Source organism: Synergistaceae bacterium (assembly GCA_031272035.1).
In the GTDB taxonomy this organism is placed as follows: domain Bacteria; phylum Synergistota; class Synergistia; order Synergistales; family Aminobacteriaceae; genus JAISSA01.
Genome location: JAISUO010000006.1, coordinates 1 through 19,942 on the forward strand (window position 1 = coordinate 1; position 19,942 = coordinate 19,942).

Below are 19,942 nucleotides of genomic sequence, written 5' to 3' on the forward strand. Positions count from 1 at the left end.
GCTTACGGCGAAGGGTCACACTCCGCCAGCGAAAACATCGACATCGACCGGCTGCCCGAGAGAAGCGCCCTGATCGCTCTGGTTCTGGCCAACCTGAAGTGACCGGGAGGGGAGCACGTTAATAATGTGAATACAAACAGGGGCAGAGGGTTTTCTCGTGTTTTTTCATGTGTTTTCTCTGTCCCTGTCCTTTTGTTTCCGGGCTTGCCGGCGTCTTTAAGGTGTTGCCGTTTCCCCTGTCAAATGTCGCAGGCAGGCTCTCTGCACCGGTCCTCGGCTCTGTCCGACTGAATGATCCTCATGGTTCTCCTGAATAAAAGGTCCTGCTTTGGAGTCCTGCGCCAAAGTCTTTTGTACCATGGGAGACGAGTGGCACTCCCTATGATTTCCATAGCCTTCCTCCTGTGTTAATTTTTTAAAAATCTTAATCCATCGCGGGCAAAGACGGCAGAGATTTTTGCTTAAGCCAAAACGGAAGAGTTAAGTATATAAAAATACGTATTAGCAGAATATTTAAAGTATATTTAACAATAAACTCCGTTTTCCAGAGAAAAAACGCTTCAAATGATGTGCTTCTTGTTCACTCCCCTGGCAGAGAGTATAATTTAAAATACAGGGGAAATACTGATTTCGGGATAAAAACGGTTCGAGGTAAAGTCTGTATGACGGATAAAATCGGGGACATTGAAGAACGTATCAGCCGTTTTCTGCAGGATGGTCTCGACGAACTTTACCTGCTTCGGCAGGAAGAAACGGTCCAGCTTGACGATGTGCGAGAACGGGGCCGGCAGCTGACCGTTGAGCTGAGGGAGCTTGCGGCTGCGCTGGATCAGGCCGCGAAGGACTACGAACGTTCCCGTGAAGAGCTGCGAGTGAGTTCCAGGGTGGGATTGGCCGAGGAACAGGCCTCCTACGAGCGCGCTTCCGAATTCATGAAAATTCGGGGCTCTCTGGAGGAGCGTCACCGTCTTCTGAGCCTTCAGAGAAATGAACTGCAGCAGGAGGAGCGCCGTTTGGAACATCTCGTGAAACGGAGCGAGAAAACGGCCAATCGTCTTCGCATGGTCCTGAGTCTGTTCATCGCTCCCGAAGAGTTTGTGGAAACGGTGATGGAAACGCAGAACAGCGAGGCCCTTTCGGCCGCCTTTCATCTGGCGGAGCGGGAGGCTGTCACTTTTGCCCGGGAACTGCACGATGGTCCCTGTCAGACTTTTTCCGCCTTGGGACTGACTTTGGAGATGGGGCGGGAATATCTCCACAGAGGGGAAAGCTCCATGGCTCTGGAGGAAATCGACCGGGCGCTGGAACAGACCAAATCCGGACTCGACGAAATTCGGGCTCTGCTTTTCTGTTTGAGCCCCACGGGTATCCAGGAGGGATTCGAACTGCCTCTCCGGCGGCTGGCGGTTCAGGTGCGGCAGAACTGGGGCAGCGAACTCAGCTTCACTCTCAGCGGAAATATGGACGAACTGCCCGTCCACGTGCGAATCGGCGCCTTCAAAACCCTTCATCAGGCCGTGACCAACGCGGCAGGTCATGGGGCGACGGAGGTTAGGGTGAGCATCAACTACGCGAAACACAACCTGCGGGTCCGGATCACGGACAACGGCAAAGGTTTCAACGTGGAACAGGAAAAAGAGGCGGCGAAGGAACGGGGGTCCTACGGTCTTGTCAACATGGAGGAGCGCATGAAAATGCTGGGGGGCAAGCTCTCCATTTCCAGCGTTCTCAACAAGGGCTCCAGCGTTTCCTTTTCCGTCCCCATCATCGCGGGATGAAGTAAAAAAAGGATGAAGTGAAAAAAAGACCGGAGAAATCCCGGCCTTTTTCGTGTGTTTACCCTGTCGGATTTACCTCAGTTTTTTCCCACGGAGCACTTTGTACAGTCGGAACATCCACAGGAACTGCTTTTACGTTTTCTAAATCCTCGCGTGAAGGTAAAAAGCACAACCATCGCAACCGGTATGATGACAATCAGATCCACCAGTTTCATAAAATCGCCCCCTTCGACAGAGAATGTCATGCCAATTTAAAATTAAATTAAATTAAATCAATAGCCCAGCAGGGTTCCCACGCGGAAAATGAGGAACGAGACGACCCAGGCCATTCCAATCCAGAAAAGGATGGTGAACCACATCCAGCGCCGGCTTTTCATCTCTCCGGCAGCCGTGGCCACAGCCGCCATGCAGGGAACGGAGAGCAGGTTGAAAGCCATGAAGGAAAGAGCGACCAGGGGGGAGAACGTGGCCGCCAGGGTGGCGGACAGAGCGGTGGAGATCATTCCGCTTTCCGCGTCGCCAATGTCCTCGGCCGCGTACAGAACTCCCATCGTGGAAACCACCATTTCCTTCGCGATGAGCCCCGTCAGTATGGCGACGACGGCCTTCCATCCGTCCGGTCCCTCAGCGAATCCCAGCGGGATGAAAAGCGGCTGGAGGAAGGTTCCCAGAAGGCCCAGAATGCTTTCGGTGCCGTGGGCTTCCACCATGTTGAGTGACGGGCTGAAGTTCGACAGGAACCAGATGACGACTGTGGCTCCCGCGATGATCGTCGAGGCTCGAATCAGAAAACTCCTCAGCTTGTTCCAAAGCTCGTGGGCCACGTTGGTCGCCCGGGGCATGTGGTAGTCCGGGAGTTCCATAATAAAGGGGACGGAGTCCTTCCGGAAAATGAAGGTTCTGAGCAGAATCCCCGCCGCGATGGCCGTGAGGATGCCGATGAAATAGACGCCGAAGATCATGATGTCTCCGTGCTGAGGAAAGAGCACGGTGGCGAACATGGCCCAGATCGGAGCTTTGGCCCCGCAGGAGAAGCAGGGCATCAGCATGATGGTGATGCGGCGGTCTCTCTCGTCCTCCAGGGTGCGGGTGGCCATCATGGCCGGTACCGAGCAGCCGAAGCCCATCAGCATGGGCAGGAAGGATTTCCCGGAAAGCCCGAAACAGCGCAGAATGCGGTCCATCAAAAACGCCGCCCGGGCCATATAGCCTGAATCTTCCAGTATCGAGAGAAAGAGGAACAGCATCATAATTTGCGGAAGGAAACTCAGGACGGCCCCCACTCCGGCAAAAAGCCCGTCGATGGCCATGCTGCGCGCCCAGTCCGACACGCTGAGGTTCAGGAGAAGCTGTTCCACAAGTCCGGTGATCCAGTCCATCAGCGTGCCCGTCAGTTCCTGAAGCCACACCCCCGGAGAGGGGATGCCGGTTCCGAAAAGGTTGTCGCTGAAAATCATGTGAAACACGAAAAACATGACGGCCAGAAAAATCGGAATCCCCAGCAGTTTGTGGGTGAGGAACCGGTCGATGCTGGTGGAGAGGGTGTGCCCGCCCGGCTGACGGACGCGGAGCATCGCCCGGCGGTAGTGTCCCGTGATGTGGCGATAACGCAGGTCGGCTATGGCGGCCTCGAAATCCCGTTCCATATTGGCGGGGAGATCGATGGTCGTCCTCATTTCGTCGATGCGGTCCACCAGGTCGGCGGCGTAGCGTTCCCGAAACTCCGTTTTTTCCAGAGAATCCCCCTCGATGAGTTTGATGGCGTGAAACAGGGAGTGGGGGATTTTGCGTTCGTCGAGCAGGTTCACCACCTTGTGGATGGGCGCGGCCAGAGGAGAGGATTCCAGTACGGAACGGCCTCTGCGGGGCGTCGCCGCGGCTTCCAGTCCCCGCCGCATCAGCTCCTTCAGCCCGCTGGCGTCCAGCGCGCTGATGGGGACCACCGGCAGCCCCAACTCCTGCTCCAGGATGTCCACGTCGATGGCGAGCCCCTCCTTTTCGATGACGTCCATCATGTTGAGGGCCACGACGATGGGCCGGTCGGTCTCCATGAGCTGGGTCGTCAGGTAGAGGTTGCGCTCCAGGTTGGTGGCGTCGACGATATTGATGACGAGGTCGGGGTTCTGCTCGACGATGTAGTCCCGGGCGACGATTTCCTCCGGAGAGTAGGGCGACAGCGAATAGATGCCGGGAAGGTCGACGACGGTCACAGGGCCCGAGGGGCTTCTGTAAAGGCCTTCCTTGCGGTCCACGGTTACGCCGGGCCAGTTGCCCACATGAGCGGAGCTTCCCGTGAGGTTGTTGAAAAGAGTCGTTTTTCCGGAGTTGGGATTGCCGGCGAGAGCGAACTTCATCTGGAGCGGCCTCCCTCGTCTTCTCCGGCGTCGAGCTTCATATCGACATCCCCGTCGACTTTCATGGCGATGGTTTGAGCTTCCGCTCTGCGAATTGAAAGCTGATACCCCCTGATCGTTATTTCAAGCGGGTCTCCGAGAGGCGCCGTCTTGCGGAGAATGATATCAGCTCCCGGGGTGATCCCCATGTCGAAAAGACGTCTTTTAACGGGGCCCGTAGCGGTGATTGAAACAACTTTACCTGATTCTCCCGGGACGAAATCTCTCAGGGGTTTCGTCCCGCTGGTGGCTGCTGACATAATCCGTTTCACCTTTTATCGTTATAAATTTTGTTCCACTGGTCGAACATATTATATAGGACACCGCTTGCTGTCAATAAGCTGTTGATCCACAAAATAATCGAGATTCTACAGAAAAATGTTTTTTAAGGCCGACGATCCTCCCCGGACAGACGCAGGGGCAAAAGCAGGATGAAACGCCTCAGGCCACGGAACGGAGCCAGACGGTAGCGGCTTCGTAGAGCGGCATTTCGCAGGTGTGCCCCTCAAGGGAAATCGTGATGAAGTTTTCGGAGGCCTCCAGACACGTGACGCTGGCCCCGGTTATGAACCCCAGATCCTGCAGTTTTCTGCGCAGTCCGTCGTCGGCGGAAAGACGCGTGACAGAACCCTTCTGGCCGCTTTCGACCAGGGAGAGAGGGATGAAAAGATCGACGCGGTTTTCCATGGAGGCGAACAGCTCATCCACCCAGGGCGCCCGCTCGGCCCGGGCCCGGCGGAAAAACTCCAGCATGGCAAAGAGGCGCGCATCCGTGACGGGGTCCATATAATGTTCCATGTTGCACGCCATTTCCGACGACCGGTCCCTGTCCACGCCCAAAAGTTCGTGAAAAAAGGCGCGCAGTCCCTCGTGGCGGCGATAGACCAAAAGCCCGTTTTTCCGCCCCTCCCTGGTGAGATGAAGGGCTCCGTAACGCTCGTGCTTCAGCGTCCCTGCGTTGACCAGTTTCTGAACAGTGGCCGTTACCGTCCCCTTGGTGATGCCCAGGCGTTCGGCCAGTTCCGTGACCGTGATTTCGCGGCCGGTACATTCCAAAAGGAAAATCTCTTCAAGATAATCTTCTGTGCGAGCCGTTATTTTTTTCACTGAACATTTCTCCCAAATTCATATAAAGAGCGCCTGTATCAGTTTGACCAAACAAACCTCTTCTGAAAACGGTACATTACCAATACTCTTTGTATCCTAACGGCTTGCGTGTTCTCTGTCAAGGAATTCAGACGACTTAATATTCGCGGAGATTATGTAAATAATTCTGCCGTGCCGGATTGTCCCCTGTGTGGCATAATATTTCACAATCGGGTTATTTGCGGCGGGAAACAATTTTGTCGAGGAAAGAACAGCGGAGCGAAAAATTTCGTGACTTCAATAAAGTGTACCTTTTCAACGTGCCTCAGGATTTTCAGAAGGGTTCTCTCGAAACCCCGCAATCTCGGCGTGGGGTCGGTGAGGCTGATTTTGCTGCAAATGTCGTTGCCCGCCATCGGCATGATGTTTTTCAACGCGCTGTTCTTTCTGGTGGACACGATTTTCGTCTCCTGGCTGGGGGAGCTGGCCACCGCGGCCGTGTCCCTGACCTTTCCGACGATCATCGTTTTGAACGCCCTGATCGAGGGGGTCGCGGGAGGGATCACCGCTCTGGCGGGGCAGAGCCTGGGACGGGGGGAGACCGCCAGGGCGCGGCGGGTAGCTTTGTCCGGCCTGTCTCTGGGGTACGTTCTTTCCCTCATGATGCTGCCCATGCTTTTTCCCGGAGTCTCCGCCGCTGTGTTCGAGCGGCTGGGGGCGGCGGGGAACCCACAGGTCCTCGAAATGTGTTACGCCTACAACCTGTGGCTGCCTCTCATGGCTCCCATCATCACTTATATCACCGTCGCCAACTGTATTTTTCGTCTGCAGGGGGACACGGTGACGCCTTTGATCTGTATGGGGATTGCCAACCTGGTCAACGGGATTCTCGATCCGGTCTTCATCTTCACCTTCGGATGGGGCATCGGCGGAGCGGCGGCGGCGACGTTCGTGGGGCGCGCCTTCGCCCTGCTCTACGTCCACCGCAAAATGTCCCGGGACGTGAATCCTTCCCTGTCTCTGCCCCTGCTGCCGCCTTTGAGACCCGGCCTTCTCCGCTACTGGCGTCCAACGATCGCCATCGGCTTTCCCGTCGCCCTTTCCTTCGGCAGCGCGGCTTTTGGTTTCGGCGCTGTAAACCGAATCCTGGCGTCTTTCGGACATTACGCGGTGGCGGCCTGGATGCTGAGTATTCGCATTGAAGATTTTTACTTTACCATCGCGATGGGCGTTGGCTCGGCCCTGACCCCGTTTCTGGCCTTCAACTATGGACGGCGCGATTTCGGGCGCATGAAGGAGGGGCTGAAAGCGGCCCTGTGGATTGCGGGCGTCCTCATGGTGACGGCAGGAGCCTTTCTTTTCATCTTTCCTCGGTCGTTTTTCGGACTTTTTCGGCCCTCGGTTCGAGTTATGGATTTGGCGGTCCGGTCTCTCCGCGTCAGCCTGATGGCTTTTCCCGCCGTTATTCTGCAGATCATGCTGAACGCGTCCTTCGTGGCCACGGGGTATTCCTTTCTGGGAACGGCGGTGCAGCTCATGCGCTCAGTGGTGGGGCGCATCCCCACGGCGTACTTCTTCGCCTGGTGGCTGGGTGAACAGGGAGTCTGGTGGTTTCAGCCCATATCCTGGGCCCTTGGAACCTGCGTCGCTCTGGCCTGTTTCGTATACCTGAAGAAAAAAATACGCTTCGACGGTTAATACTCAATCAAATGTGCGTTAAAAGCTCCGGAGGATTACGTAATCACGCACCAAAATTGAAATCAGAACAGGGGATTCTTTCGGTCGGGGTCAGGCCGCGATATCGAGGTGTTCGTCTTCCTTTTTTCCGGTGTTCGGCTCGAACCCCCGTCCCAGCGCCCACATGCCGTTTTTTGAAGCGGCGCGGGAATAGGCTTCTCTGGCTTCGTCGGGCTCTGTGGTTTGGGAGGTGTTTTGCGGCTCTTCGCCGGAGCGGATTTGCTCGAAGCGCATACCGGCCTGTACGGAGGACGCTCCCGTTTTCAGCCCGCCTGCCTGGGAGTCTTTCTCGTTCCCGCCCTGCGCCTGCGCGTCGGAACTTCTCTCCGCGGCCATCTGCTGACGGGCCTGAGCCGCCGCCGCCGAAGCCTGCGCCGCAACGCGCATGTCCTGCCCGGAGGGGTCAGCCGGCGCCAGTGCCGCCCGGGCCACCTGCTCCATGTTGCGCGCCGTCTCTTCGGGAGTGCCGCCCCCCGGGACGCTGATCGGCACTTCTCCGCCCGTGATGTATTTCTTTCCGTCAGGGCCCTGGGAGTAAGAGTAGCTTGCGGGTCCCGCGAAACGCCCTCCTGCCGCTCGATGGGCGGCCTCGTGGGCGATCACTTCCCGTTCCGTCTGTTTCATTTTGCTGACGATTGCGTCTTCCCGGGCCTCGTTCTCCGTTTCTTCTGTATCTTTCGTGGCTTTTGTGTCTTTCAGGGAAGTCTTACCGGCGGATTCGGCGTCTTCTTCCGTTTTTTGGGACGCCTTTTCCGGGTCGTTCGGGTTGTTCTTCGCCTGGAGGGGCGAGACGGGTTTTATGGATTCGTATTTCACGCCTCCGGGGATACTGTCGATGGTTTCTTCGTCTCCCGAGACCACCACCTCCGCTCCCGTGATGTAACGCCGTCCGTCCGGACCTACCGTGTAGTGATAGGTGGTGGATACGGGATTCGCGGCAGTCGTCAGCGCCCGTTCTTCCGCCAGGACCTGTTGCTCCTGCACGGCCAGCGCCGCGGACTGCGCCGCAGACGCCGACGTTTCTTCGGGCCGCGTCTGTCTTGCCGGCTGCAAATAGCCCTGTGAAAGCATTGAAGTAACGTTCACTTCAGACTCTCCTTTCCTCCCGAATTTTTCCGATTTCTCCGGTTTTTTGTTTCGGACCCGTCTGTCTGTTTCGGACCCGCTGTAATTCTTTATGCTGTTATTTTACGACATTACGAGAAAAAATCCAATGCCTGAAAATTTTACCGGCTTTTTACTGAGCCTCTGGTCCGCTCTTCGCGGCAGTGACACGCGGCGGGGGGTTGTTTGACGTCCGTGACGGTGAAAGTTATAATCGCCCTGCAGTTTGCGGTGTACATTATTAAAGTGAAGCGATTTGAAGTGAAGCAATTTTTTGAAATAAAAAAATGAAAACAAACCGATTCGTGGAGTCGGGGTCTGCCCGAATATATTGTGAAATCTCCGGAGGGAGCGATTGCGGCGTCCCTCTGGTTCTTTTGCATGGCAACAGCGAAAACTGCGGAATATTCGAACCCCAGGTCGAATATTTTTCGAAAACCCGCACTGTAATCGCTCTGGACAGCAGAGGTCATGGCCGCTCTTCCTTCGGGGCGGACGAACTGAGCATCACGAACATGGCGGAGGACGTCCGGGCCGTCCTTGACGCGCTGAACGTCAAAACCGCCGACCTCTTGGGCTTCAGTGACGGGGGCAACGTCGCCCTGGCCTTCGCCCTCAGATACCCGTCGCGCCTGAGGTCTCTGATCCTCTCCGGAGCGAATCTCTCTCCCGGCGGCGTAAAATGGCGCGTGCAGGCGCCGATTGTGATCTGTTACTGGTTCCTTTCCCTCCAGGCCCCTTTTTCCGAAAACGCCCGCCGAAAAAGGCAAATTTTCGGTCTGATGGTGAATCAGCCGCATTTCACGCCGGAGGAGATCGCGGCGATCACGACGCCTGCGCTGGTCATCGCGGGCGAACGGGACATGATTCGGGAAGAACACACGAAACTCATCCATCGCTCAATTCCCGGGTCGAAGCTCGTAATCGTCCCGGAGGCGGACCATTTCGTGTCGAGCCGGAAGCCGGACGTATTCAACAGTATTGTCGATGAATTTTTAAAAGACGCAACAAAATGAGATGCAGCAAAAGGGAGATGTTTGTAACGATGTACAGCTTCAAAAACGACTATTCCGAGGGGGCCCATCCGCGCATTTTGCAGGCCATGATGGCGACCAACACGCAACAGAACGAGGGCTACGGCGAAGATGCGCACTGCCTTGCCGCTGTAAAACGCATTAAGGAACTGCTGGGCGGCGATCCGGCTTCAGTGGACGTTCATCTGCTCTGCGGGGGAACTCAGACCAACCTGACGGCGATTTCCGCGTTTTTGAGACCTCACGAGGCGGCCATCGGAACGAACATGTCCCATATTTTCGTTCACGAAACGGGGGCCATTGAGGCCACGGGGCACAAGATCCTCACCGTCCCGACCCGGGACGGCAAACTGTCCCCCGACGGTCTGCAGACGATTCTGGACGGGCACCCGAACGATGAGCACATGGTGAAGCCGCGCCTCGTCAAAATTTCCAACTCGACGGAGATCGGGTCGGTGTACAGGCTGAAGGAACTGGAGGCCCTGAGCCGGTTTTGCAGGGAAAAGAAGCTTCTGCTCTATGTGGATGGAGCGCGTCTGGGTTCGGCTTTGGCCTCGGAGGGCAACGACGTGACTCTGGCGGATATGCGACGGCTGACGGACGCGTTCTATATTGGAGGCACAAAGAACGGAGCGATTCTCGGGGAGGCTCTCGTGATCGTCAACGACGCGCTGAAAGAGGATTTTCGCTATCACATCAAGCAAAAGGGCGGGCTCATGGCGAAGGGCTGGATCCTGGGCATTCAGTTCGAGGAGCTGTTCCGAGACGATCTGTACTTTGAACTGGCACGGCACGCAAACGCAATGGCGCAGCGCATCGCCGGCGCCATCCGAGAGGGCGGTTACGATTTTCTGACGCCCTCGCCCTCCAATCAGGTTTTCCCGATCCTGCCCAATACCCTGATTGAAAAATTGGGGAAAAACTGGATTTTTTCTCACTGGTCGAAGATTGACGAAAAGCATTCTTCAATTCGCCTGGTGACCTCCTGGGCAACAAAGGAAGAAGCGGTGGACGAGTTTATTCGGGAGTTCCGGTCGCTGACCGCCTGAACATCACTGAGGGAGCGGGAAGGGCTTTTATGGTCCTTCCCGCTCAAGAGAGCTGTGAGCTTCGTTTGTTTCTACTGAGTGTTGATGCATTCCATTTAGCTTACTCCAATCTCCAATATTTCAATGACCCCTCTGTCCCAATGTTGTCATATTCATCTTCCGTCAGTTTATATTTTTTCATGACTTGCTTCTCGTAATTTTCCTGTTTTTTTGTGGTCAATATAGTTTCTTCTTCCAAAACTGATCTATCATGTATAGTCATGTAAATTTGGTTCATCAGAGCCAGAAGTTCATCTTCACTTGCATTTTTCTTCGGCTCTTTATGCATATATTTTTTTATCATTTGACGTCTGGCATCCATCCGAGCATTGTATTCCGCTGCAGCTCCGGCTCGATAAATCTCTCGACGAGTCTTTTCATCGATCCTCGTGACAAATTTACTTTCGTCTAATTTCTGAAAATAACTTTCATCAAAATCGACTACCGCTCGCATATCTTTCCGTGTTGTAGTTGGATCTATAGCTTTTCCAATTTCTCCAAACGGAGCAAGAGTACATAACGCAGCGCTAAATCCAGTATTTGTCTCATCAGACGCGCGACGCGCATATACAGAAACGGCTTTTGCTCCGCTTTCGTCCATAATTTTCTCGGCAGCATGTACCATATTTTTTCTAAGCGTTTCCCTGTCAAGACCGTCGGGAACTACAACTAATGCTGAGAGTCGCTTTGCCCTCGCAACGCTCGTGTCCTCTATTTCCTTGATGGAATATACAGGCTGAAACGATTCATTTGGTGTTGCAGAAGGGACTTCGTTTCCACTATTTAAATCAACATAAACGTGAGAATTATTCGTTTTTCCAACAGAAGGTGCAGCTGGTTGAGCCGTCTTTATTGGTTCAGCTTTTTGTGGTTGTGAATTCTTTTGGAGTTTCTCTTTACCGAAAATATTTACAATTATTATGACGACAGCAGTGACACACAGTATCCCCCAAAAATCTATTTTTTTCTTCGGCTGTTTCTTTTTTAATGGTTCTGTAATTTCAAGAGATGACGACATTACAGAAGATTGAGGAAGTGAATTTGTATTCAATAACTGTTCCTTACGATTGACATATTCTTCCTCTGTCAACGCGCCTTTTTCTTTCAAATTGAATAATCGCTCCAATTCATCAATGGAAGTATCTTTTTGAGGTCTTTGTTTCACTTCTGCAACTCTATCTTTTACAAATGAGACAAAAGTATTCACCTCTGCTTTAGGAACAGTTGTCATTTGGTAATGTCCGCTGGTTGCGGTGAGGTCAATGTTCCCAAAGAAGAAACCTATATTACCTTCCGCATAATTTATATCTTCAAAGTGAATTTCTGTTACAATTGGAGCTCGAAACATTGCCGAGCGAAAAATAAAAATACGCATGTTGCTCAGGACAATACGATGATAAACGTCGTTGATCTGACATTGGAAGACCGTTATTAAAGTCTCCCCTGGTAATAGTTTTTCTGTTAAAAGTGTCAATTCTTTTGGTTTCAAGTCCAAATATTTAGATTTAGACTGTGCTTTGATCTGCTTCAAATCAATGGACATGACTTTCCCTCTTTCTCTAGATTTTAAGATGATTATAAACTATCCTGAATTCCCGTAAAGTTGAGTTGTCAATAGTTTGCCCTGCTGATGCTCGACAATCCATTGGTCAGAAAAACTACTCAACGAAAAGGCGGATATTTCACGAGGGCTTTTGAGGTCGGGGTGATTTCTTCGGGGTTAGAACAGATATGACTCCCTGAACCTTCGAGGGCAGGGATTGCCAACTTAGCGGAAATCGCCGCCTCCGCTGTCCAGCCAGTTTTGAAGGATCAGCGCGGCGGCTATTTTATCTACTTTCTCTTTGCGTTTCTTTCGTGAAACGTTGCCCTCCACAAGGGCGCGTTGGGCGATAACCGTGGTGTAACGCTCGTCCCAGGTTTCGAAACGTCGGTGAGGGTACGCGGCCCGCAGGTCTTCCGTCAGGGCGAAAATTCGCTCGGCCTCCGGGCCGTAACTGCCGTCCGTCCGTCGGGGCATTCCGATGAGGATGAGGTCGGGGTCGTAACGCTTCAGGCTCGCGTCGAGTTTCTCCCTCCAGTTTTCTTCCGGGGTTTCCACCGGCCACACGTCAATCCCCTGAGCGAACAGCCCCAGGGGATCCGTCACCGCGACGCCGATACGCACGCTTCCCACGTCCAGCGCCAGGACACGCTTTGTCATGCCCGAATCTGTCCCTCCAGAAGCTCCTCAATTTTTTGCAGGGCCTGACTCAGACAGTCTGTTTTTTTGCCGCCGCCCTGTGCCATGTTGGGACGTCCGCCGCCCCGCCCGTCCAGCAGGGCCGAGGCTTCCTTCACGAGTCCTCCCGCGTTTGCTCCCTTTTTCACCGCGGCGTCGTCGGCCATGACGACGATCTGACAGCTTCCGTCTTCGTTGGCCGAGGTCATGACGACGACGGTTGGAGAGGTCCCGGTCTTCGCTCTGTCGCCGATCTCCCTCAGCATGTCGGGGGTGGCTTTCGAAAAAGCGCCCGTCTGGAGACAAACGCCTTTAACATCCTTTCGGGTAAACGCGTCGGAGGCGTTTTCCGTCAGCTTTTTGAGCTCCAGTTCCTGTATTTTCCGGTGCAGCGCCCTGTTTTCCTCCAGCGCGTCCTCCGCTTTCGTCAGCAGGTTTTCCTCCTCCGTCGAGAAGGTTTTCTGCAGCCGGTCGAGCAGCGAGGAGGTTCGCTGCACGCGTTCGAGGGAGTTCATTCCCGTAATCGCTGTGATGCGCCGTGTTCCGGAGCCGATGCTTTCCTCTCTCACGATTTTGAAGAGCCCGATGTCGCCGGTGGCGCGGACGTGCAGCCCCCCGCAGAGCTCTCTGGAGAACCCGGGAACGGAAACCACGCGCACCACGTCGCCGTATTTCTCGTCGAAAAGGGCCTTCGCCCCCAGAGATCGCGCCTCTTCGCGGTCGTGTTCCGTCACTTCGAGAAGGGTATTTTTCAGCACTTCTTCGTTGACCTGACGCTCGACCTCCATGATCTGGCCGACGGTCATGGCTTCATGGTGGGTGAAGTCGAAGCGGAGAAAGCGGTCGGTCACGAGGGACCCCGCCTGACGAACGTGTCCGCCAAGCACGCGGCCCAGAGCCTCGTGCAGCAGGTGCGTCGCGGTGTGGCTGCGGCGGATGGCGTCTCGTCGTTTGTCGTCAACCTCGGCGCGAACCTCCGAGCCCAGGGACAGGACGCCGAACTCCAGCTTCACGCTGTGGAGGATCAGACCGCCGTGGGGAACGGTGTTCTCCACCCGTCCTCCCGCCTCCGGAGACGACATGCGCCCGGTGTCCCCGACCTCGCCGCCCCGCTCGGCGTAAAAGGGCGTCGTGTCCAGCAGCACCTCGCACAGCGCCGGGGCTTCCAGCCTGTCCACCCGCCCTTCCTCCGTCAGCAGGGCCAGAACCTTACCGGTTCCCGAATGTTCGGCGTACCCCGTGAACACCGTAGCGGGGAACTCGTTTTCCAGTTCCGTGTAGACGTCTCCGGTCATGGAGCTTTTTTTCTGCTTGCTGGAGGCGCGCGCCCGTTCCTTCTGGGCATCCATGGCCTTCCGGAATCCCTCCAAATCGGTGGAAAGCCCCTGTTCTTCGGCCATTTCCAGCGTCAGCTCAGGCGGAAAACCGAAGGTGTCGTAGAGGGTGAAGGTCACGTCGCCGGGGAGCGCCGTCGCTCCGCTGGCTTTCAGCCGCGCCGCCTCGGCGTCGAAAAGGTCCGTGCCCTGCCGCAGGGTTTTCGCGAACCGGTTTTCCTCCACACCGATGATCTGTTCCACGGTCAGGCGCTGTTCAGTCAGCTCCCGGTAGAAGTCCCCCATGATCTCGATCAGGATGGGGATGTACTCGCACAGAAAAGCCTCGTCGAAGCCCAGAAGACGCCCGTAGCGCACGGCCCGCCGCAGCAGCCGGCGCAGCACGTAGCCGGGCCCGTCGTTGGCGGGCAGAACGCCGTCCGCCAGCATGAAGGTCACGGAACGCACGTGATCGGCGATGACCCGCACGGCCATATCGTTTTTGGCGTTTTCGCCGTAGCGGATATTTGCTTTTTTGCATGTATATTCAATCATAGGGAGGAACAGGTCGGTTTCATAGTCCGTATCGACGCCCTGCACGATGGAGGTCAGTCGCTCCAGCCCCATGCCCGTGTCGATGTTTTTGCGGGGAAGGGGAACGAGGGAGCCGTCTTTCTGCCGGTCGTACTGGGTGAACACGAGATTCCATATCTCCATGAAGCGGTCGCAGTCGCAGCCCACTCCGCAGGTGGGTGAGCCGCAGCCGTACCGTTCTCCCCGGTCGTAGTAAATTTCGGAGCAGGGGCCGCAGGGTCCCTGTTCGCCCATGAACCAGTAGTTTTCCTCCTGCCCGAAGCGGAGGATGCGCCCCTCGGGAAGTCCGACGATTTTATGCCAGGCGTCATACGCTTCCTCGTCGTCGGTGTAGATGGAGGCGTACAGGCGCTCCGGCTCCAGCCCGACGACCTTCGTCAGGAACTCCCACGCGCCGGTGACGGCCTCTTTTTTGAAGTAGCTTCCCCAGGCAAAGTTGCCCAACATCTCGAAAAACGTGTGATGACGGGCGGTTCGGCCGACGTTTTCAATATCGTTGGTACGCACGCATTTCTGGCAGGTGACGGCGTGAGGGCACTCCGGCTGCCGTATTCCCAGATACCAGGTCTTGAAGGGAACCATCCCCGCGATGGTGAACAAAAGAGTCGGATCATCCGGCACCAGGGAGAAGCTGGGATAGTGCCGGCTTCCCCTTTCGGTCCAGAATTTTATGAAAAGATTTCGTATTTCTCCGCCACTGCGATACTGCATAAAGATTCTCCTTCCTTCGCAGCCCCGGGGGGACTGCCCGACGATGAGTATCTATCATACACCACGAACTCCCGATGTCACTCCGGGTTTTCGGGTTCAGACAGCCATGCGCGGGCACAGGGGAGTCGTCCGGCGGGAGATTGTGCTCTGCGGCGGAAGGAGACGCGGCAATTTTGTTTTTCGTTTCCGAGTTTGCTCCTTTTCGGGTTCACTCCGCTTTTTTGTCCGCAACCGCGTCGGTCGCGCGTTCGTAACGCTGCATGATGTCGCGAATCGCGTGAGGGGACGGCAGGTTGGAAATGCAGATCTCGTACTCCTCCGTTCCGGATGAAGCGATCTGAATGTTGCCGATGTTCAGGATTCGCTGTATCACGTTTTGCCGGACCTGGATGGTACGGATGCTCCGGGTGCTGATCTCTATGGAATGATGCGATATAATGCCCTCCTCCAGAGCGACCTCATCCGGCGACACGCTGAGAGCGACACGAAGGCGCCGTATCACCATGTCCGCCGCCAGCAGCACCACGACGCCCGCAAAGGCGATCCACGTTATTTCCCACCAGTCCGGCTTTTTTACGGAAATAGCCACAGCGATCACAAACGCGGCGATCATCCCCAGAATATGCCAGTAAAAACTTCTCCACGCCGGTTTAAAAACCTGTTTAGTCCCCTGTTCAGCCATACTTTTTACCTCCCTGGTCATTTGAGATGCCACGAATGATATTTATTATAACAACTCTTTGCGTATTCTTTTAGTTCTTTCATTAAAAAATATCCCTGCATCTCTTTCCGCAGCTTTCCGGAACTTTGATTTACATGTTTTGCCGTTTGACTGCGATTCGAACTTCAGGCATATTGATTTGTGAGAAGATCAGAGGTGCGAAAGAAAGATGTGCGAAAAAAGGAGGCGCGTCGGCCATGTCCGAGATCTTTAAAACCGCACTGCAGTCCCTGTTGGCGAACAAAACCCGTTCCGCTCTGACGATGCTGGGAATTATCATCGGGGTGGGGGCGGTGATTACCATGGTGGCGGTGGGCAGCGGCGCGGCGATGCGGATCGACCGTTACATTGCCGGAGTGGGGTCCAACCTGCTGATCGTCTTTCCGGGGGCGGCGCGGACGGGAGGCAGCCGCCAGGCCGCGGGAAGCGCCGCGACGCTTACCCTCGCGGACGTGGAGGTTTTGAGAAACGAGGGAATTTTTATCTCCGAGGCCGTTCCGGAAATCTACGGCGGAACTCAGCTGGTCTACGGCAACAGCAACTGGAACACCACGACGCTGGGGGGTACTCCGGGAATTTTGGATGTGCGCGAATGGCGCGTGGCCGCCGGAGATTCCTTCTCGGATTCCGACGTGCGCGCCGCCTCGAAAGTCTGTCTTTTGGGCGACACCGTTGCGCGAAATCTCTTTGGGGACGAGGAGCCCGTGGGGAAAACCGTTCGCATTCGAAAAGTTCCCTTTCGCGTGGCGGGAGTCCTGGCTCCCAAGGGGCCGAATCCCTGGGGCGGCGATCAGGACGATCTTGTCATTGTCCCCATCACCACGGCCCAGCGGCGTCTTTTTCGGACCACGATTCCGGGGGCGGTGCGGCGTCTCACCCTTCAGGCGGCGGATCGGGAATCCCTTTCCGCCATGCAGGACGAGGTCCGCGCCATTTTACGCCAGCGCCATCGATTGCCCGAGGGCGTGGATGACGATTTCGTGATTCGGGACATGACGCAGATTCTGGAGAACGTGGCCGCCTCCACACGGATCATGGGGCTTCTGCTGGGGGTGGTGGCGTCTATTTCTCTGGTTGTCGGGGGGATCGGAATCATGAATATTATGCTGGTGTCGGTCACGGAACGAACCCGGGAGATCGGCATACGCATGGCGGTGGGAGCCCGTCCTCTGGACGTGCGGCTGCAGTTTCTGGCGGAAGCCGTCACGCTCTCGGCGCTGGGAGGCGGCGTCGGGATTTTGGGCGGAGTGGCCGCCTCTCAGGTTGTCACAAAAATTCTGGAATGGCCGACGGTGATTTCTCCGGAAGCCATCCTGACCGCCGTGGGCTTTTCGGCGATGGTCGGGGTATTTTTCGGCTTCTGGCCCGCCTGGAAGGCCTCCAGCCTGAACCCCATTGACGCCCTTCGATACGAGTAAAATAAAAAAGACGGCGCTGATACCAATTTGAAGTAAAAGGCCTGATGAAGAAACTAAGCGACTCACACGGTTCATACTTCACCGGTTCGCTGCTTATAAAGTTAGAATAGCTAAAAGCAATGATATTCAAACATTAGTTTCTTCATTAACACTCGATTGAAAGCAAATTGGTATTACCTCAAATTCTTTCGTTATTTCTTTCGTCATTCCTTCGGGAGCGTTTTCAGCAGCTGTTCGCACAGGACGATGATGTCCTCGTAGTCGAAAGATTCTGCCAAACAGCAGATTTCTTTCAGCAGAGAGTCCTCCTCCCCGCCGAACGTCATCGTTTTCAACTCGTCCGTTATCGCGTCGATTTGAGCGGAATCGCATCCGCAGCAGGCGTCGTTCAGCGCTTCCAGTTTTTCGCGCAGAGCTCCGGCTGTTATGTGCGAGCGGTCGTCTCCGTCCGTTTCCGGTTTGTCCATCAGTGACGTCCGCAAAAGTTTCACGTGGAAGCTGTTCACGCTGTTGCAAAAAAGCCGCGTCTGCTTTCTGCATTGTTCCACGTCCCCCTCGTCGGAGGCCTTTTCGAGATCGCCGGCCCAGTCGGACAGGAACGAGTTGCCAATATCCGCGAAAACATTTTTCAGTACATGAGTTTGCATGGCATACCTGCCCCAATCCCGGTTCAGTGCAAAATCCTGAAGGGCTTCGATGTCTCGGTCCAGAGAACAGCAGCACTGCCGTAGGGCCTCGATGTAGACCTCCCTGCAGCGTCCCGCCTGGCTGAGACCGGTCATGACGTTCAAATCGTCCACCTGGGCGAGTTCTTCCAGCAGAGCGTCCATGCTGGAGGGATCGGTCGGGAAGGCCTGGAGCATCCCTTTCCGTCCGCCGGGCTTCGGCGTCGATTCAGAATCTTCGTTTTCCTTCTTTTGGCTCTCCCAACCGTCCCGGGTTGCGGTTTCGGCAAGGTGTTGCTTCAGCAGCGCCCGAATTTCCTGCAGCTCTTTCGTCTGTTTTTCGTTTTCCTCCCGAAGCTCCCGAATGGCCGCGTACAGGGCTTCCCTGTCGGCCGCGGTCAGGACTTCGCCGCTGACGCCATCCATTTCTTTTACCTCCGTCATCTCCCCATCATCTCCGTAACGTTTCGAGTCATCGCCGCCGGCCTCTCAGGGTTCCAGGGCTTTCCGGATCTTGCTTCGCAGCAGCGCGGGGGTGAAGGGCTTGGCGATGTAATCTTTCGCTCCCTTCAGGCCGGCCTCCATCACAAATTCCTTCGTTGCGTGGGATGTCACGAAAATGATGGGAACATCTCTCAGCTGAGGCCTTGAGCGGATCGTCTCCATGAGATCGAACCCCGACATATCGGGCATCTCAATGTCCAGCAGGATGAGGTCGGGCACGACGCGGTCCAGAACCATCAGCGCCATACCGGCGGATTTCGCCAGACGCAGCTCGAAAGAATCTTTCAGTGTGTTTTGAATGATTTTAAGATTTGCCTGGGCGTCGTCCACCGCTAAAATAATTTTCTTCCCGTTCGACATTTGCATCCTCCGATTTGCAGCTTCCATTTGTATCTTCCATTCCTTAAATATCTTTCTCTTGTATCTTTCATTCGCATACTCCATCGGGTTCCCGCACGCTCCGATTTCTGCCCGCGCAAAACCTCCGGCTCCTGCGAGACCTTTCTTATCAATCAGCATTTTCTAATTATTCTTTTAATATATCACGGATTTCAGGTGTGAAAGGATCGGGTATTGAAGGAATGGAAGAAAAAGTTCTTTCTTTTTTGTGATACGGTTCTCTTTATCGGTCTGGATCGGTCTGGAAAAACCAACTGAAACTCAGGGAAGCGGAGCTTGCGTCACCGCTTCGCTCCCCCGAGGTTAATCAGGCATCTGATTTCTGACACGCAGTTTTCAATGGATATTATTTTTAATGAATATTACTCCAGCCTGTACTTCTTTTTCAGAGCCTGAAGCTCTCCCGACTTCTCCAGGTTTTGAAGAGCGCCGTTCACGGCCTCCAGAAACTTCGGGTCTCCCTTGCGCAGGGCCAGGGAAAAGCCCTCGCTGGGGCTGTTGATCGCCCTTCTGACGGCGATCTTCAGGCTGCCTTTGAACCGGTCGCTGTCGATGTAGCTGAGTGCCACCACCGTGTCGAGAAAAACTCCGTCGTTACGCCCCAGCACAACCTCCCGAACGGCATCGTCGGTTTTCTGATAGCGGCGAATCTCGAAGGAGTTCCCCAGAGTGCCCAGGTAGGCGTCTTCCACCGTGCCGAGCTGAACTCCCACCGTCTTTCCTTTCAGGTCATCGAAGGTTTTCAGGGCCTCGTTGTCCGCCTTCACCATCAGAGCGGCGTCCGTGACGCAATAGACGTCGGAGAAATCCACCTTCTGCCGGCGCTCGTCCGTGGCGTTGACCGCCGCCGCCACCAGGTGCACCTTGCCCGCCGCCAAAGCGGGAATCAGTCCGTCAAAGGTCATGTCCACAAGGCGAATTTCCCTGCCCAGGATTTTTCCAATCGCCTGAACCAGCTCCATGTCGAAGCCCGTCAGAGCGTTGGTTTCGTCATAGTACTCGAAAGGCGGATAGGTTCCCTCCGTGCCGACGATGAGGATGTCGCTGTCCAGCGCGGAAGCGGCCAGAGCCGGCCCCGGAATCGCCAAAAACATCAGCAGGACGAAAGCCGCGCTGAGGATTCTCGTTATTTTTTTCGATATTTTCCACATATTAACTCACCTCTGAATAAATTTT

At 55.2% G+C, this 19,942-nt stretch carries 17 protein-coding genes; 5 read left to right on the forward strand and 12 right to left on the reverse strand.

All coding sequences use genetic code 11. The features are described 5' to 3' along the window. The first annotated feature begins 662 nt into the window (after positions 1-662). Entirely contained in the window at positions 663-1,778 is a 1,116-nt protein-coding gene (locus LBR61_00545; protein MDR1730561.1) for a histidine kinase, read from the forward strand. Between the two features lie 77 nt (positions 1,779-1,855). Here the strand turns inward: LBR61_00545 and LBR61_00550 are convergent, their stop codons facing one another. The 4 genes from LBR61_00550 to LBR61_00565 form a co-directional block, all read right to left on the reverse strand. Further along, on the reverse strand, positions 1,856-1,993 hold the full coding sequence (locus LBR61_00550) for a FeoB-associated Cys-rich membrane protein (GenBank protein MDR1730562.1): 138 nt from the start codon (positions 1,991-1,993) through the stop codon (positions 1,856-1,858). A 57-nt stretch (positions 1,994-2,050) separates the two neighbouring features. Continuing rightward, the gene (feoB, locus tag LBR61_00555) at positions 2,051-4,132 is read right to left on the reverse strand and encodes a ferrous iron transport protein B (GenBank protein ID MDR1730563.1); all 2,082 of its coding nucleotides are present in this window, start codon (positions 4,130-4,132) and stop codon (positions 2,051-2,053) included. After that, entirely contained in the window at positions 4,129-4,431 is a 303-nt protein-coding gene (locus tag LBR61_00560) for a ferrous iron transport protein A (GenBank protein ID MDR1730564.1), read from the reverse strand. The genes feoB and LBR61_00560 overlap by 4 nt, the downstream gene beginning before the upstream one ends. 181 nt (positions 4,432-4,612) lie before the next feature. Then, positions 4,613-5,278, reverse strand: coding sequence for a metal-dependent transcriptional regulator (locus LBR61_00565; protein MDR1730565.1), 666 nt, complete (start codon positions 5,276-5,278; stop codon positions 4,613-4,615). Between the two features lie 270 nt (positions 5,279-5,548). Here LBR61_00565 and LBR61_00570 point away from each other — a divergent pair, with 270 nt between their 5' ends. Beyond that, entirely contained in the window at positions 5,549-6,955 is a 1,407-nt protein-coding gene (locus LBR61_00570; GenBank protein ID MDR1730566.1) for an MATE family efflux transporter, read from the forward strand. Positions 6,956-7,045: 90 nt separating this feature from the next. Here the strand turns inward: LBR61_00570 and LBR61_00575 are convergent, their stop codons facing one another. After that, on the reverse strand, positions 7,046-8,080 hold the full coding sequence (locus tag LBR61_00575) for a hypothetical protein (GenBank protein ID MDR1730567.1): 1,035 nt from the start codon (positions 8,078-8,080) through the stop codon (positions 7,046-7,048). 305 nt (positions 8,081-8,385) lie between these two features. Between LBR61_00575 and LBR61_00580 the strand changes: the two genes are divergently transcribed. Both LBR61_00580 and LBR61_00585 read left to right on the forward strand, forming a co-directional pair. Continuing rightward, positions 8,386-9,114, forward strand: a complete 729-nt coding sequence (locus tag LBR61_00580; GenBank protein ID MDR1730568.1) for an alpha/beta hydrolase — start codon at positions 8,386-8,388, stop codon at positions 9,112-9,114. 29 nt (positions 9,115-9,143) lie between these two features. Beyond that, positions 9,144-10,181 carry a low specificity L-threonine aldolase gene (locus LBR61_00585; GenBank protein ID MDR1730569.1) on the forward strand — a complete coding sequence of 346 codons (1,038 nt, stop codon included), beginning with the start codon at positions 9,144-9,146 and terminating at the stop codon, positions 10,179-10,181. Positions 10,182-10,281: 100 nt separating this feature from the next. On the opposite strand, the gene LBR61_00590 is transcribed toward LBR61_00585, so the two are convergent. The 4 genes from LBR61_00590 to LBR61_00605 all read right to left on the reverse strand — a co-directional run bounded on the left by LBR61_00590 (position 10,282) and on the right by LBR61_00605 (position 15,741). After that, a complete protein-coding gene (locus tag LBR61_00590; GenBank protein ID MDR1730570.1) occupies positions 10,282-11,763 on the reverse strand; it encodes a PH domain-containing protein in 1,482 nt (493 codons plus the stop codon). 225 nt (positions 11,764-11,988) lie between these two features. Then, on the reverse strand, positions 11,989-12,423 hold the full coding sequence (gene ruvX, locus LBR61_00595) for a Holliday junction resolvase RuvX (protein MDR1730571.1): 435 nt from the start codon (positions 12,421-12,423) through the stop codon (positions 11,989-11,991). Beyond that, complete coding sequence (gene alaS, locus LBR61_00600; protein MDR1730572.1) at positions 12,420-15,059, reverse strand: alanine--tRNA ligase; 2,640 nt, start codon at positions 15,057-15,059, stop codon at positions 12,420-12,422. The genes ruvX and alaS overlap by 4 nt, the downstream gene beginning before the upstream one ends. A gap of 208 nt (positions 15,060-15,267) precedes the next feature. Continuing rightward, entirely contained in the window at positions 15,268-15,741 is a 474-nt protein-coding gene (locus LBR61_00605) for a PH domain-containing protein (GenBank protein ID MDR1730573.1), read from the reverse strand. Between the two features lie 236 nt (positions 15,742-15,977). On the opposite strand from LBR61_00605, the gene LBR61_00610 reads away from it, so the two are divergent. Next, positions 15,978-17,198: an ABC transporter permease gene (locus LBR61_00610; GenBank protein MDR1730574.1), complete on the forward strand. Its 1,221-nt coding sequence runs from the start codon at positions 15,978-15,980 to the stop codon at positions 17,196-17,198. A gap of 203 nt (positions 17,199-17,401) precedes the next feature. On the opposite strand, the gene LBR61_00615 is transcribed toward LBR61_00610, so the two are convergent. From LBR61_00615 to LBR61_00625, 3 genes are all read right to left on the reverse strand, one after another. Next, complete coding sequence (locus LBR61_00615) at positions 17,402-18,307, reverse strand: hypothetical protein (protein ID MDR1730575.1); 906 nt, start codon at positions 18,305-18,307, stop codon at positions 17,402-17,404. A 45-nt stretch (positions 18,308-18,352) separates the two neighbouring features. Further along, entirely contained in the window at positions 18,353-18,727 is a 375-nt protein-coding gene (locus LBR61_00620; GenBank protein ID MDR1730576.1) for a response regulator, read from the reverse strand. 401 nt (positions 18,728-19,128) lie between these two features. Next, positions 19,129-19,917 carry a transporter substrate-binding domain-containing protein gene (locus LBR61_00625; GenBank protein ID MDR1730577.1) on the reverse strand — a complete coding sequence of 263 codons (789 nt, stop codon included), beginning with the start codon at positions 19,915-19,917 and terminating at the stop codon, positions 19,129-19,131. Between the last annotated feature and the right edge of the window lie 25 nt (positions 19,918-19,942).

What these genes read in the sequence shown, in the direction of transcription:
- ruvX (MDR1730571.1), bottom strand. Translation starts at nt 12,423, where the DNA reads ATGACAAAGCGTGTCCTGGCGCTGGACGTGGGAAGCGTGCGTATCGGC.
- LBR61_00545 (MDR1730561.1), top strand. Translation starts at nt 663, where the DNA reads ATGACGGATAAAATCGGGGACATTGAAGAACGTATCAGCCGTTTTCTG.
- LBR61_00550 (MDR1730562.1), bottom strand. Translation starts at nt 1,993, where the DNA reads ATGAAACTGGTGGATCTGATTGTCATCATACCGGTTGCGATGGTTGTG.
- feoB (MDR1730563.1), bottom strand. Translation starts at nt 4,132, where the DNA reads ATGAAGTTCGCTCTCGCCGGCAATCCCAACTCCGGAAAAACGACTCTT.
- LBR61_00625 (MDR1730577.1), bottom strand. Translation starts at nt 19,917, where the DNA reads ATGTGGAAAATATCGAAAAAAATAACGAGAATCCTCAGCGCGGCTTTC.
- alaS (MDR1730572.1), bottom strand. Translation starts at nt 15,059, where the DNA reads ATGCAGTATCGCAGTGGCGGAGAAATACGAAATCTTTTCATAAAATTC.
- LBR61_00610 (MDR1730574.1), top strand. Translation starts at nt 15,978, where the DNA reads ATGTCCGAGATCTTTAAAACCGCACTGCAGTCCCTGTTGGCGAACAAA.
- LBR61_00585 (MDR1730569.1), top strand. Translation starts at nt 9,144, where the DNA reads ATGTACAGCTTCAAAAACGACTATTCCGAGGGGGCCCATCCGCGCATT.
- LBR61_00615 (MDR1730575.1), bottom strand. Translation starts at nt 18,307, where the DNA reads ATGACGGAGGTAAAAGAAATGGATGGCGTCAGCGGCGAAGTCCTGACC.
- LBR61_00605 (MDR1730573.1), bottom strand. Translation starts at nt 15,741, where the DNA reads ATGGCTGAACAGGGGACTAAACAGGTTTTTAAACCGGCGTGGAGAAGT.
- LBR61_00590 (MDR1730570.1), bottom strand. Translation starts at nt 11,763, where the DNA reads ATGTCCATTGATTTGAAGCAGATCAAAGCACAGTCTAAATCTAAATAT.
- LBR61_00560 (MDR1730564.1), bottom strand. Translation starts at nt 4,431, where the DNA reads ATGTCAGCAGCCACCAGCGGGACGAAACCCCTGAGAGATTTCGTCCCG.
- LBR61_00580 (MDR1730568.1), top strand. Translation starts at nt 8,386, where the DNA reads ATGAAAACAAACCGATTCGTGGAGTCGGGGTCTGCCCGAATATATTGT.
- LBR61_00620 (MDR1730576.1), bottom strand. Translation starts at nt 18,727, where the DNA reads ATGTCGAACGGGAAGAAAATTATTTTAGCGGTGGACGACGCCCAGGCA.